Here is a 12,897-nt window from a genome sequence, read left to right as displayed (position 1 = left end):
CAGGGTCCCGAGATCACCATCCGCCCGGTCTCCACGCGACTTCCGACCAGGGGCGATGCCCGGTGATCGCTCAGCCGGCAACATCATCCAGAGAGTCGAACACACGTTCCGCACGCCTGGCGGGTCCGGAGGATCCGGTCCGCCGAGTGACCACGATCGTGAGATCGTCGTCGGGCTGAAGCCGCTTGACGCCGACGTCAGCGTGACTCCGGAGAGCCAGTCGGCGAGTATGGATCGACAGCCGGCGTCCTGCGCGCCGCGCCGGCCGGAGGTGGCGTCACCCCGGGGCGACGCCGGTCAATCGCACCTGGGGTACGGCCATGGGCCGTTCAGGTAGTCAAACATGGCGTTCCAGCTGTAGTACGAGCTCGCCGTGTCGGATGGGCACGCTATGTAGCTGTACATGAAACCACTCGGGTCACTGTAGTCGGAGCGATTGGTGAAGAGTGTGCTATGGAAGACCAAGAACACCATCGTCACGTCGCCGCTGACGTCCCAGTACACGGCTTTCGGCCCTTGGCCGTCCATGATGCCGGCATCTGGCAGGTCCGCGAGAGCCGGCCATATGTCAGTCACACCCAGAGGACTGGCCCAGGGCCCCATGGGCAGCATATCTCCGCTGCTCGCATCGAGCAGGACGACCCGGTTTCCCGCGATGAACAGGTAGGAGTCGCCGAAGGCCGTGGCACAGGAGATGCCGTTGGCCCACTGCTCTTTCTCTTCCTCGCCGAACTCTCCGCTGTCGATCCGGCTGAGCCCCCTCCAGGTATCCGTCAATTTCGACGGCGACCAGGTGACCGAGGTTCCGTTACCGTCCGTTCGCACACAGTAGGTGTCGTTGAACAGCCACCACATCCCGGTGCGGGGGACGAAGGTGCAGGTATCCAGCCCACTGTCAAACTGCTTGTAGTCCTTGAGGCAGGACCATCCATAGGTGCCCCTGAAATCCTCCGGGTTGGTGTGCATGGAGTTCCCGTCATACCCCGTGGAGAAGTAGACCGACGACACGGACTCGTCCGGATTCGAATTGGTGGCAGTGAAAGTCCAACGGTTCTTGTAGAGGTTGATGGAGTTCACGGTCCACCACCGCAGGCCGTTCACGGGGTCCGGAGGGTTCCATCCTCCCGGCGGGACGTAGCCCTCGTCCGGCACCGGCATCACGGCAGGATCGGGAATCCACCCCTCCAGTTTGACCCTTCCGTCCGACACCTGGTCCGAAACCGCCTTGATCGACTCCACCTCGACATCAATATACGCCTTAACCGCCTCGAAGAGCGGCGCGAGCTCCTCGAGCCCCTCCATGGCCGCTTTCAGGAACTGATCGAAGAGCTTGTCCATGCCGCCGATCCAGACAACCGCCTGCTTGCTCAGATGAATGGCATAATAGAGGCCACTCACTTCGCAGTAGACGTCTCCGCTGATGTCGGCCTTGCCGATGTTGGTCGCCCCGGTGTGCGAGCGGTGCGTGAGCGTTCCGCCAGCCGGTTGAGGGGGAAGCAGCAAGGTGACTCCTCCTGTCAGGACCCGTCGGCCAAAGAGTAGGAGAGCAAGCGGCTCGGCGATGGGCGTTCGAGACCTTATGTCCATCTAGGTGATGGGATGCTCCGGTCTGGTATGGAATCAGCGCCCGCTATTCCTCAACGCGCACGAACCGAGCGGCACGTCGCAGGCCCTGCTGGGCACGAGTAGGCACGTATCGAGCAGCGGGGAGACATCTTGTTCAGCCATCAGCCATCAGCCTTCTGGCGGGCGGCTTCCAGCGCCGCCTGGGACTCGTCGGGGCTGACGTCACAGAGGCCGAGATGCTCGGTATCGGCACTGTTTACCCAGATCAGAGGCCATCCGCTCTGTGCGGCGGACCATGCGTGGGCACAGTCAGGCCGAAGCCTCCGGGCTCCGACCGTCCCGCCGTCGATCCCCTACCGCGTCACCTGCGACCTCAAGATTGTCTCCGAGCTCCTTGGCCACGCCTCCGTCCACTTCACCGGTGACGTCTGCACCTCGGTCTTTGCTGATGCTGATCGGGCCGCCGCGAGGGCCGCGGCCGAGAATATCTGGTCGGGCTGACGTTCCTGTTCGCGTTCGGGAACGCGGCGACGCTCGGTATCCGTCTCGGGATGCCAACCTACGTCGCGTCCCTCGTAACCCCGGCGGTCGACCTCTCGGTCGTGGCGCTTCTGATCGGCACGCGATTCGACATTCGCGGATGCGCTGCCTCGATTCGCTGGATCGCAGGCCGTCGGCGCTGCAATGATTTCGCGCCTGGAGGGTGTGAGTGCAGCATGGCAGCGGGCCATCCGGTCGGTCTGGCTTTTCGGGATGCATCGTTCCCCGTCCTGGGCGCACCGGCAAGGCCGGACATCGGCCATAGGACCATCCGAGCGCCAATCGGGCCAGACTGGCCGCGGGTTCCGGGCGAGCGGACGTCCCCGACCTGGTATCCAGGCCGGGGCGCTCGTGGTCTCGGGCGGGTCAGCCGGCCGTCGGCACCGGCACGGTCTCAACGACCACGGCGTACAGGCCCTGGCCGACAGGGCTCCAGTCGCTGACGTGGCGGACTTCAAGGGTCGAGAGTAGGTTGTCGGTGGCCTCGCCGAGAGCGGGGAAGCCAGCCGCCTGATCGGCGGCGTAGCTGCCCGGCGTGAGGTAGATCGCGTCGAGGTGGCCGATGATGGCGCCTACCTTGTCGGCCTCACCGCGGACGATGCGGACCTCGCGGGTGTCAGCGTCGACATGCACGTAGGTGTTCGTGTCGGTCAAGGGTGCCTCCTTGGGGGTGGCAGAGATCGGTTCGGTTCGTGCAGGAGTCAGCCTTGCGCAGCGACGTAGACCCGTGCCACGCGCCCCCCGAGGTGTTAGGCCTCGGGGGCATACGGCCTCTCGCGGTCATCTCGCGAGGCCAACTCCAAACCGATGGTGGCCAAATCCGGGTCTCGCCGCAGTTGCGGATACGTTCAGCGGTAGATGCCATAGGTGCCGATCCGCAGCCAGATGATGTGTGGGTCAGCGCGGTTGGGGACTCCCGTGCCGTACTTCCGAAGTGCTCGGCCGTCGCGCGCCCAGCGGAGGTCAAACACGCCGTCTTCGCTGGGTCGCGATGGGGATGGGGGACGCTGGCGGGCAATCAGTGCCTTCAGCGGCGCCACGGGCGAGGGGAGCACCGCGGTAGACACCGGCGGACTATGCGTGCGTCGTCGCCCAGCAAGGCCTACGCGGGCCCCGAACGGGGACGATGCTCGGTGATCGTGCCGATCAGAACATTGTCCACGGAGGAGAGCAAGCGTTCCGAACGCCTGGCGGTCCGGGCACTTCCGGGCCGCCAGGTGACCGTGATCGTGGTCAGTGCGGCTGGTCGAGTTGGCTGGCGACGAGCGGGAACTCCGCCTTGAGGAGCATGGTCAGTTGCTCCTGAAGTTCGCGCAGCGCGGTCGTGGCGATGCGCCACACAATGGACCAGTCGACCTCGAAGTATGTATGCACGGCGATGTTACGAAAGTCCGTGACGGACCGCCCCGGCACGCCCGGCCAGCGCGCGCGGATCTCGGGCGAGACTCGCCCCGCCGCCTCACCGATCACCAGGAGCTTCTGCAGAACGGCGCTCTGGATCAGGTCGCTCGCTGCGAACGCGGTCTCGTCGACGTCCCGGACGAACGTCGTCGCGGCGGCCGCGGCTTCGATCATGTCGACGAGGTACAGCTCATCACGCCGCATAGAGGACCCGAGCCTCCGCGAGCACCCGATCGCGGATAACCCACTTCAGCCGGGACTTGGGCACCAGGTCGACGCGGCGACTGACGATCATTTCGAGCTCGTCTCGGAGATCAACGATCTCGAAGCCAAGCGTCGAGTCAGGCGCCAGCACGTACAGCAGGTCGACGTCCGAGGATTCGGTTCCGCAATCGCGTTCGAGTTGTCTTGGCCCGGCATCGCTGTGATGGATCAGCCCGTCATCGACACGGCGTCGGGCGTCATCGCGCCGCCACAGCGCCATCTTCAACGGTTCATGCGCGTGTCCACACTGATTTTTGTCTCACTCCCGTGTTTACCTTCCGGCAGATTGTTGCCCCACGTCATGGTCCGCTGACCAGTACGGCTGAAGGGGTTGGACTATCCGTTGTGTGCTTCAAGCTCGGTCGCCAGCGTCTGTTGGGTGGCCGCCCACGACGCCAGGAGCGCTAAATTGTCAGCGGTCGGTGTGCCCGCGGGTGCGGTGTAGACGTTGAGGTGCAGGCCGGGTTCGGCGGGCAGTTCCAGGGACTCGACGTCCAAGTCGAGCTGGCCCACGATCGGATGGCGCACACGCTTGCGGCCGGACCGGTGCAGCCGCACGTCCTGAGATGCCCACCGCTGCCGAAATAGCTCACTGCACGTTGACAGTTCGCCGACCAGGGCGATCAGCTCCTCGTCGTGCGGATTGCGACCGGCTTCCATGCGTAGCTTCGCGGCCACGTCACCGGCAATTTGGTCGTAGTCGACAAAGAAATCTCTGGCCGCCTCGGGGCTTAGATAGACGAACCGCGCTGTGTTCGCGGGCCGTCGCGGGTCGGCCAGCACCGGTGAATACAGCGCGCGAGCGAGTTGATTCATGGCGAGCACGTCATAACGGCCGTTACCGATCCAGGCCGGCGCATCGGAGATCGCGTCGAGCACCTGCTGCAGCGTCGAGCGCACCGTCACGGCATGCCTACGCCGGCGTGGGCCGCTGGGCGCCCTGGATTGGCGCGCGAGGTGGAACAGGTGGTCGCGCTCGGCCTCGTCGAGTTGCAAGGCAGAGGCCAACGCGTCGAGCACGCCATCGGAGGCACCGGCGAGGCTGCCGCGCTCCATGCGCACGTAGTAGTCGACCGATACCCCCGCCAGTAGCGCTACCTCCTCGCGGCGCAGACCTTTGACCCGACGGTTACTGCCGTAGGCGGGCAGGCCCGCCTGCTCGGGTGCGATGTGGGCGCGACGCGAGCTGAGAAACTCCCGGATCTCGGTGCGCAGATCCATCGTGGCCATCCCCTCGCCGTAAGCCCGTCCCGCAGTTTAAGGGGTACCCGATGCGGTCGTCGCGATGCCGCCGTCTACGGGGATGATGGTGCCCGTGAGGTAGGACCCAGCCCGGCTAGCGAGAAACACGGCGATACCCGCCATGTCGTCGTCGCGGCCGAGCCGGCGCAAAGGGGCCGCCGCCGCGATCGTGTCGCCGATGGCATCGAGCGTGGACGCCATCATCTGCGACGGGAACACTCCCGGTGCTACCGCGTTCACCGTGACGTGCTGTGGGCCCAGCTCTCTGGCAAGCACTCTGGTGAGTTGATGGAGTGCCGCTTTGCTGCTGGCGTACGAGTAGTTGGGCGACTGGGCGACGTGGATGGCGGCGATACTGCCGATGTTGATGATCCGCGCGGGATCATCGGCGGTGCCCGCCCTGCGAAGCGCGGGGAGCAGCGCCTGCACCAGCCAGAACGGCGACTTGAGGTTGAGGTCGATCACTGCGTCCCAGGCCTCGTCCGGGAACGTCGCCAGCGGCTCGCGCCACATCGCTCCCGCGTTGTTGACAAGGATGTCCAGGCGTTCCGAGTCGACTTTGACAAGATCGGCGAGGCGCTGACACTCGTCGTGCCTGGACAGGTCGGCGGAGATTGCTTGAACGTCACCGAATTCGGACAGTAGATGCTGTGCCTCCGCGCACGTGTCTGCCTTGCGTGAGCTGATGACGACGCGGGCGCCCGCCTGGAGAAAGCCGCGCGCTATCATCATCCCAATGCCCCTGGTGCCGCCAGTGACAAGGGCGTACTTCCCACTCAGATCGAAAAGTTCCGGGTGAGCGGTGAATTGGTTGTCCGCCATTGGTCTCCGTCCCATCTGTCGTGGAAGAATGCGCCGACACGGTCGCGCATTCGGGGCAGCTGAATTGAACTGATGGGGGTAAAGCTGCAGGGCGTGTCCATGGAGTGTTGTCGGCGCTTTCGACTCAACCAGGTTGACAGGCGTTTTGGACGTCTGGGAGACCCTGGTGATACAGGTACTGTGAGAGCCCCCCTTGCCTGGTGCGCTGACTCACCTCAGTGATCGGAGCCGACTGCGGGGCGGCGGCGGACGGCGGTCTCGCCTTATACATCGACCTACGCACAATCGGGTCGGCAAGCGGCTTGCTCGAATAGTCGCATTCGCCAACGAGAGCGGGCAGTTCGATCCGAGCACCCCATAAGGACCTCGCACCCAGGGGGTGGTGCTCTTCGGGATCATCCACCTGGTTCGGATAAGTCGGTGACGTCGTCGTTGCCGATGCCGTGGATGCGCCTGGCGAAGGCGGTGATGGGCGTGTCGGGTCGGACCAACCAGGTACTCTCCCAGGCCAGGGTCATCACGGCAGAGGTCGTCACGTCGACATCTCCACATGATCTTGATTGGCGGTGGCCCGCCAGCACGCAGCTCGGCGAGTCGGGGTACGCGTGAGCTGGCCAGGTCCGGCCACCGGCTCGGGGGGTGCCGGCGACCGGACGACCCCACTCTCCCTCGTGTTGGAACGTGGGAAGTTCCCTCGGACATGAAGGTCTACTTCACGGCTTGATGGGCCCGTGACCTGCGCAGACAGACGTCTCACGCCCGAGATCTTCGGGTTCGACGGGGAACTGGAAGTATCCGTCGGGCCGGCTCGGACAGAGAGGCGTTCGATGTCCGTAGCTGGGCTGTTACTGGTGGTCTATTCTCGATGCGCAGCGACGCTGGACTCCGGAGAGCAGGGGAAGAAGCCTTCCGCGCCATGGGACTGGAACTCGCCCAGGCCACGGGCTCCACACGCGCCGACACCCTGCTCGACGGTATGGCGGGAGCGCTCGCGGGAAACAATCGGGTGCTGGAGGTCGGCCAGTTCCTGGCCCTACCTGCCAAGATGGTGCGAGACAGGGATGTCGGCTAACTAGCGAGTAGGGCGGGTAGGGAGCGCAAGCCAGATGGACATGGGGCTGACAGCGGTTCGTCGACGCCGACCAGCGTCTCGTCGGTGCCCAGTCCGATGGTGAGGTAGCGCGGGCCGCCCAGCCTCACCGTGGCCAGGACGGGGAATCTGGTCCGTGCCTCGGCAGGCCAGCCCGGGGGGTTCGGGGGGTCGTCCCCCCGGAAGGCATTGCGGCCCGCCGGGAAGCCGATCGAAGATCGGCGACCACGGCGGGCCAACTCGGGGGGTTCGGGGGGTCGTCCCCCCGGAAAAATCGCGGCCCGCCGGGAAGCTGGACGAAGTCCAGCGACCACGGCGGGCCAGCTCGTGGAGGTGGCGGGAATCGAACCCGCGTCCTCCGGCACCGACACAGGGCTTCTCCGGGCGGAGCCTGCTACTTGTTTCTCAGCCCCGTCGGACTCACAGGCAAGCCGACGTAGGCTCAGTCGCTGTTTGATTTTCCGGCTGGCCCCGCGACCGGGTCAGTCGGTGATCCTCCTAGCGACGTCAGGTCCTGGGCCGGAGGCTCTCCCAGGCTGACGCTTGCCTAGTACTTAAGCCGCGAGGGCGAAAGTGGCAAGGGGCTGCTTCTTGTTGGCAGCTATTTTTTTGAACGGATCGTTAACGAGATAACCGTTCATCCTCGGCCCGCTTCCCCTGCCTCGACGTCCGAAGTCGAAACCGATCACCCCCAGGTACGGTTGTCTTGCCTGACGCTCCATGCTACCGCAGGACGCTGGCGACCGGGGTCCTGCGCCGCAGCCGGCGGACGCCGCCCGGGTCGACGACGGCCGGCGGCTCCCCGGCCGGGCAGACGCGGAATCGATGTGCGGCGGCGGGCATGTCGGACCCCCCGTGGTAGTTGTACGAGCAACGGCATCCCGTCCGCCAGCCCCGGGGAGACCACTGTGGAGATCAAGGAACTGGGACATCTCGTCCTCTACGTCCGCAACATCGAGCGTTCGGTCGCGTTCTACCGGGACGTCCTCGGCTGGCGGCAGGTGTTCCCCGCCCCGGCGGACTCCGCCGGCAACCCGCTGCGCGTGCCCGCGGCGGCCTTCTCCTCCGGCCGCACGCATCACGAACTGCTGCTCATCGAGGTCGGCGAGGACGCGGCGGCGGTGCCGGCCGGCCGCCGGATCGGGCTCTACCACTTCGGGCTGAAGGTCGGCGACAGCGACGACGAGCTGCGCGAGGTCCTGGCCCGCATCCGGCAGGCGGGCGTCGACATCGTCGGGGCGTCGGATCACACGATCACCCACAGCCTCTACATCCTCGACCCGGACGGCAACGAGATCGAGCTCTACGTCGACGTGCCGGGCGTCGACTGGCAGTCGGAGCCGCACCTGATCGCCGCCCCGATCCGTCCCCTGCGCCTGTAACGGCACCCGCCGCCGGCACCGCACCACGCCCCGCCCGGCCGGCGGTGGCGGTGCCGGGCGACTCGAGGTCGGGGTGACACTGTGCCGATGACGCCGTCGACCGCGCGCGACCGGCGACAGGTGGCGCTGCTGTTGGCATTGGCGAGCCTGACGGGGCTGGTCGACGCGACCAGCTTTCTCGGGCTCGGCCGGGTGTTCGTGGCGAACATGACCGGCAACGTCGTGCTCCTCGCGTTCGCACTGGCGGGAGCGCCCGGATTGTCCGCGGACCTGTCCGCGCTCGCGTTGGCCGGCTTCCTGACCGGCGCGGTCCTCGCGGGGCGGGCAGGCACGGCCCCGGCGCTGCGCCGTGGACGCGGGGCTCGGTGGCTGACGGTCGCCCTGGCCATCCAGACCGGGTTGATCATCGCGGCGCTGATCGCCGCCTCACTCACCAGCGAGGGCAGGGCGGACCGGCCTTACGGGATCATCGCGCCGCTGGCCGCCGCGATGGGCCTGCAGCACGCGACGGCGCGGCGGGTGGCGGTCCCGGAGGTACCGACCAATGTGCTGACCACCACCCTTACGGGGCTGGTCATCGACTCACGGCTGGCCGGCGGCCCCGGCTTCCACGCTCCGCGCCGGCTGGCCGCGCCCCTGGCCATGTTCACCGGTGCACTGGTCGGCAGCGCCCTTCTGCTGCACGTCGACCGGGTCGTGCCACTCGCCCTGGCCGCCGCCATCGCCGCCGGCTGCCTCACCGCTGCGGCCACGGGTCGGCTCACCGCGCCGTGAGCCGGCAAACCGCGCACAAGCCTCGGCACGAGGCTGCAGGCGAGCGACGACGGACAGGGCCGGCTACGGGTCTGGTTCATCCGATGAGGGACGGGCGCGGCAGGGGACGGGCATCAGGAAACCAGTGCGTGCAGAGGAAGGCCCAGGGCTCGTCGCGCAGCCTGGTCATCACCAGGGTGATGGCCGGACCGCCGGCGACCAGATCGCGGCGGCGGGGCAGCAGGCGGCGGCGCAGTTCGTCGACGTCGCCCGCGAGCCCACGACGACGGATCTCCAACGACCCGATCCCGCGCCCGCGTAGCTCGCCGGCGAGCCGGCGGACGTCGAACGGCAGGCTCGCGCAGATCTGCAGCAACCGGGCGAACGGGCTGGCGACGGGCGTATCCGAGCTGAGAAAGGCGATCATCGGGTCGATCTGCCAGGCGCCGAGCCGGCGCGCGAGCTCACCTACCAGGCCGGCCCGGGTGACGGCCGGACTCGGGTCGTAGAGGTACTGCCCAGGGGCGGCGACCGGGCCGCCGGGCTCCGCCGGGTCCGGGATGCCCACCAGGCTGACCGGCCGCCCCTCAGGCGACGCGGGGTGAAGCACGGTCGCGCGGCGCTCGGTCGTGGCCAGCGCCGGGGAGAACAGCACGGCCTCCTTGAGGTCGCGGCCGTCGGCGACGAACTCGATCTCCCAGCCGGGCGGGACCTGGTCGGTCGCGAGGCCCGGGGCCGCCTTCACCGCCACGGCCGCGACCCGGTCGGCGAGGGCGAAGCACCAGGGCAGCGGCGGCTCGCTGGCCCGCGAGGCCAGCCGGCGGTCCCCGGTACGCCGGGCCGGGTCGACGAAGACCCCGTCATAACCGGTCAGGTCTGCGTCGCGGACGTCGGCGAGCAGCGTGTCGACTCGGTGCGCCCCGTGGGCGGCGACGTTCAGCGCGGCCATCCGCAGGTGTACCGGGTCCCGGTCGACGAGCAGGATCTCCCGCCCCGGTGCCAGGGCGAGGGCGTCCCCGCCGATCCCGGTGCACAGGTCCGCCAGGCGACGCCGGCCGGCGAACCGCGCCGCCCGGTGTTCGGCCGCAGCCTGGGAGGACGCCTGCTCCAGCCCGGCTCGGGTGAAGAACATCTCCTCGGCGCGGGCGAACTTGGCCGCCGCCCGATGCCGCAGCTCCGCCTGGGTGAAGGCGGCGGCGACCAGCTCGGCGGGCACACCCTCGGCCCGCAGCCGCGCGCCGACGGCGAGTTCCCGCGCCGCGCTCCCGCTCCCGCTCCCGCTCCCGCCGGTGTACACCGCGGCCGCGGCGGCGAGCACCGCACCGCCGTCGGCGGTCAGCAGGGCGTCGAGCTGGGCCAGGCGCTCGGGATCGGCGCCGGTCAGCGGTAGCGGCCCTTGACGCGGCGGCCCATCTCCCGGCTGATCTCCCGGGTGGCGTCCCGCTCGGCGAGGGCGTGCCGCTTGTCGTAGGACTTGCGGCCGCGGGCCAGGGCGATCTCGATCTTGGCGCGGCCGTCCTTCCAGTACAGGCTCAGCGGCACGAGGGTGAGGCCGCCCTCCTGGGTCTGGCCGATCAGCTTCTCGATCTCGGCCCGGTGCAGCAGCATCTTGCGCTTGCGCCGCGGGGCATGGTTCGTCCAGGTGCCCTCGGTGTACTCGGGGATGTGCACGTTGTGCAGCCAGATCTCGCCGTCGCTGACCTGGGCGAAGCCGTCGACCAGGGAGGCCCGCCCGGCCCGCAGCGCCTTGACCTCGGTGCCGCGCAGCACGAGCCCGGCCTCGTACGTGTCGAGGATGTCGTAGTCATGCCGGGCACGCTTGTTCTGCGCGATCGACTTGCGCCCCGTCTCCTTCGGCACCGTCTGCGACCCTCTTCCCACTTGCCACACGTTCGCGGAACGCTTCCGAACCTACGTCCTGGCGGCGCCCCCACGCCCGAACGGCCTTGGCCGGGCAGCCATCCACCATTGTATCGATCATGCGGCGGCGGCTCAGACGCGCAGGTGGCGGCGCAGCGCGATCGATGCCATCAGCGCGGCGGCCAGCACGCCGGCGGCGAGGACCACGACCGCCGACTCCCAGACCGCGGACCAGCCGAACAGCGGGAACATCGTCTGCCGCGCGAACTGGCCGTCCACCAGGAAGACCTTCGCCGCGACCAGCACGCCGGCGGCGAGCAGCCCACCGGCCAGTCCCGCGACCGCGCTCTCCAGCACGAACGGCGCCCGGATCGTCCCGTTCGACGCCCCGACCAGCTTCATGATCGCTGTCTCCCGGCGGCGGCCGTGCGCGGAGATCCGGATCATCGTGTAGATCAACGCGAACGAGGCGAGCGCCTGCACGGCGGCCAGGGTGAAGGCGCCGACGGTGAAGGCGTCGAGGAAACGGTAGAGCGGATCGAGCAGGGCGCGCTGGTCCCGGACCGCCTCCACCCCGTCGAGCCCGGTGTAGGTGACGACGATGTCGCGCGACGCCCGGGGATCGGCCAGGGTCAGCCGCAGGGCCGCGGGCAGGTCCTCGGGCCCGACCCCGGCGACGACGTCGGGCGAGCCCCGGAAGTCCCGGCGGAACCGCTCGTACACCTGCTTCTTCGTCTCGTAGTGGACGCCGACGATCAGCGGGTCGCGGCGCATCTCCGCCTCCAGCTCGGAACGTTCGGCGGGGGTGATGCCGTCGGAGAGGTCGACGACGACCTCGATCTGGTCGAGCAGGAAGCCGTCGATGGTGTGCACCTGGGCCCGCAGCAGCAGGCCCGCGCCGAGCATCGCCAGGCAGATGGTCACCGTGACGATCACCGCCCCGGTCATCGCGAGGTTGCGGCGCAGTCCCGTCCACAGCAACGAGGCCAGCGGGCCCGGACGCATCAGCCGACCGGGCCGGTGCGCGTCAGCAGCGGTACAGACGGCGGCGGTACGGACGGCGGCGGTACGGACGGCGGCAGGGGCTGCGGCACGGTCTGGTCGTAGCGGCCGCCGGCCTCGTCGCGGATCAGCGCGCCGTCGCCGAGTTCGAGCACCCGGCGCCGCATCGCGTCGACCAGGGACGCGTTGTGGGTGGCCATGACGACGGTCGTGCCGGCGCGGTGGACGGCGTCGAGCAGGCTCATGATCTCGATGCTGGTAGCCGGGTCGAGGTTTCCGGTCGGCTCGTCGGCCAGCAGCACCCGTGGCCGACCGACGAACGCCCGGGCGATCGCGACCCGTTGCTGCTCGCCCCCGGACAGCTCGTCGGGATAGCGGTCCGCCTTCTCCCCCAGCCCGACCAGATCCAGCACCTCGGGGACGACGCTGCGCACGACATGTCGGGGACGCCCGACCACGTCGAGGGCGAACGCGACATTGGCCGCCACCGTCCGGTTCGGCAGCAGCCGGAAGTCCTGGAACACGCAGCCGACGATCCGGCGCAACTGCGGAACCCGCCGATCCGGAATCCGGGCGACGTCCCGGCCGGCGACGATGACCTGCCCGCTGGTCGCGCGATCCTCGCGCAGCAGCAGCCGCAGCAGCGTCGACTTGCCCGATCCGGACGGTCCCACCAGGAACACGAACTCCCCGGCGCCGATCTCGGCGCTGACGTCGATCAGAGCGGGCCGGGCGCCGTTGGGGTACCACTTGCTCACCGAGCTCAGGACGATCACCACACCATCCTCACGTCGAGCATCAGGTCGCATACATTCTGCGACAGAGATGGTAGGACGTAGCCGGAGCCGGCCGGCGCGGCACGCGAGGGCGAGCCGCTTCGGCCCGGATCCCCGCCGGGCTGGCGCACCGCCGGCCGCACGCGGCAAGCCGCACCGCGTAAGCCCCTGGCGGCGCCAGACCGCGAACCGAGCCAGA

The 12,897-nt window shown here is 68.4% G+C and carries 14 protein-coding genes and 1 other RNA gene; 3 read left to right on the top strand and 12 right to left on the bottom strand.

Annotation, left to right across the window (positions count from 1 at the left end; genetic code table 11):
• Positions 1-297 precede the first annotated feature (297 nt).
• The 7 genes from FF36_RS25510 to FF36_RS36150 form a co-directional block, all read right to left on the bottom strand.
• Complete coding sequence (locus FF36_RS25510; protein WP_044887717.1) at positions 298-1,503, bottom strand: hypothetical protein; 1,206 nt, start codon at positions 1,501-1,503, stop codon at positions 298-300.
• Between the two features lie 969 nt (positions 1,504-2,472).
• Positions 2,473-2,760 (bottom strand): hypothetical protein, encoded by a 288-nt coding sequence (locus tag FF36_RS25500; RefSeq protein WP_044887715.1) that lies wholly within the window; start codon positions 2,758-2,760, stop codon positions 2,473-2,475.
• Between the two features lie 579 nt (positions 2,761-3,339).
• Positions 3,340-3,711, bottom strand: a complete 372-nt coding sequence (locus FF36_RS25495) for a HepT-like ribonuclease domain-containing protein (protein WP_044887714.1) — start codon at positions 3,709-3,711, stop codon at positions 3,340-3,342.
• Positions 3,701-3,991: a nucleotidyltransferase family protein gene (locus tag FF36_RS25490; protein ID WP_242419539.1), complete on the bottom strand. Its 291-nt coding sequence runs from the start codon at positions 3,989-3,991 to the stop codon at positions 3,701-3,703. Before FF36_RS25490 ends, FF36_RS25495 begins: the two co-directional genes overlap by 11 nt.
• A gap of 116 nt (positions 3,992-4,107) precedes the next feature.
• Positions 4,108-4,992 carry a helix-turn-helix transcriptional regulator gene (locus tag FF36_RS25485; RefSeq protein WP_206778479.1) on the bottom strand — a complete coding sequence of 295 codons (885 nt, stop codon included), beginning with the start codon at positions 4,990-4,992 and terminating at the stop codon, positions 4,108-4,110.
• 36 nt (positions 4,993-5,028) lie between these two features.
• Positions 5,029-5,835: an SDR family oxidoreductase gene (locus FF36_RS25480; protein ID WP_044887712.1), complete on the bottom strand. Its 807-nt coding sequence runs from the start codon at positions 5,833-5,835 to the stop codon at positions 5,029-5,031.
• Between the two features lie 395 nt (positions 5,836-6,230).
• On the bottom strand, positions 6,231-6,371 hold the full coding sequence (locus FF36_RS36150; RefSeq protein WP_199865498.1) for a hypothetical protein: 141 nt from the start codon (positions 6,369-6,371) through the stop codon (positions 6,231-6,233).
• 380 nt (positions 6,372-6,751) lie between these two features.
• Between FF36_RS36150 and FF36_RS35590 the strand changes: the two genes are divergently transcribed.
• Positions 6,752-6,907 (top strand): hypothetical protein, encoded by a 156-nt coding sequence (locus FF36_RS35590; protein ID WP_157866984.1) that lies wholly within the window; start codon positions 6,752-6,754, stop codon positions 6,905-6,907.
• A gap of 343 nt (positions 6,908-7,250) precedes the next feature.
• Here FF36_RS35590 and ssrA read toward each other — a convergent pair.
• Positions 7,251-7,618: a transfer-messenger RNA gene (gene ssrA / locus FF36_RS32100) on the bottom strand.
• 215 nt (positions 7,619-7,833) lie between these two features.
• Here ssrA and FF36_RS25470 point away from each other — a divergent pair.
• Positions 7,834-8,307: a VOC family protein gene (locus FF36_RS25470; RefSeq protein WP_044887710.1), complete on the top strand. Its 474-nt coding sequence runs from the start codon at positions 7,834-7,836 to the stop codon at positions 8,305-8,307.
• An 87-nt stretch (positions 8,308-8,394) separates the two neighbouring features.
• Positions 8,395-9,081: a YoaK family protein gene (locus FF36_RS25465; protein ID WP_044887709.1), complete on the top strand. Its 687-nt coding sequence runs from the start codon at positions 8,395-8,397 to the stop codon at positions 9,079-9,081.
• Between the two features lie 76 nt (positions 9,082-9,157).
• Here FF36_RS25465 and FF36_RS25460 read toward each other — a convergent pair whose 3' ends face one another.
• The 4 genes from FF36_RS25460 to ftsE form a co-directional block, all read right to left on the bottom strand.
• Positions 9,158-10,378 (bottom strand): class I SAM-dependent methyltransferase, encoded by a 1,221-nt coding sequence (locus tag FF36_RS25460; RefSeq protein ID WP_082122216.1) that lies wholly within the window; start codon positions 10,376-10,378, stop codon positions 9,158-9,160.
• Between the two features lie 62 nt (positions 10,379-10,440).
• Positions 10,441-10,920, bottom strand: coding sequence for an SsrA-binding protein SmpB (gene smpB, locus FF36_RS25455; RefSeq protein WP_044887707.1), 480 nt, complete (start codon positions 10,918-10,920; stop codon positions 10,441-10,443).
• Between the two features lie 132 nt (positions 10,921-11,052).
• Positions 11,053-11,925, bottom strand: coding sequence for a permease-like cell division protein FtsX (ftsX, locus tag FF36_RS25450; RefSeq protein ID WP_044887706.1), 873 nt, complete (start codon positions 11,923-11,925; stop codon positions 11,053-11,055).
• Positions 11,925-12,698 carry a cell division ATP-binding protein FtsE gene (gene ftsE / locus FF36_RS25445; RefSeq protein WP_044887733.1) on the bottom strand — a complete coding sequence of 258 codons (774 nt, stop codon included), beginning with the start codon at positions 12,696-12,698 and terminating at the stop codon, positions 11,925-11,927. The genes ftsX and ftsE overlap by 1 nt, the downstream gene beginning before the upstream one ends.
• Positions 12,699-12,897 lie beyond the last annotated feature (199 nt).

The sequence above is a fragment of the Frankia torreyi genome (assembly GCF_000948395.1).
GTDB classification, from domain to species: Bacteria; Actinomycetota; Actinomycetes; order Frankiales; family Frankiaceae; genus Frankia; species Frankia torreyi.
Note: the sequence above shows the minus strand (reverse complement) of the source record. Positions and strands in the feature narration are given on the sequence as shown.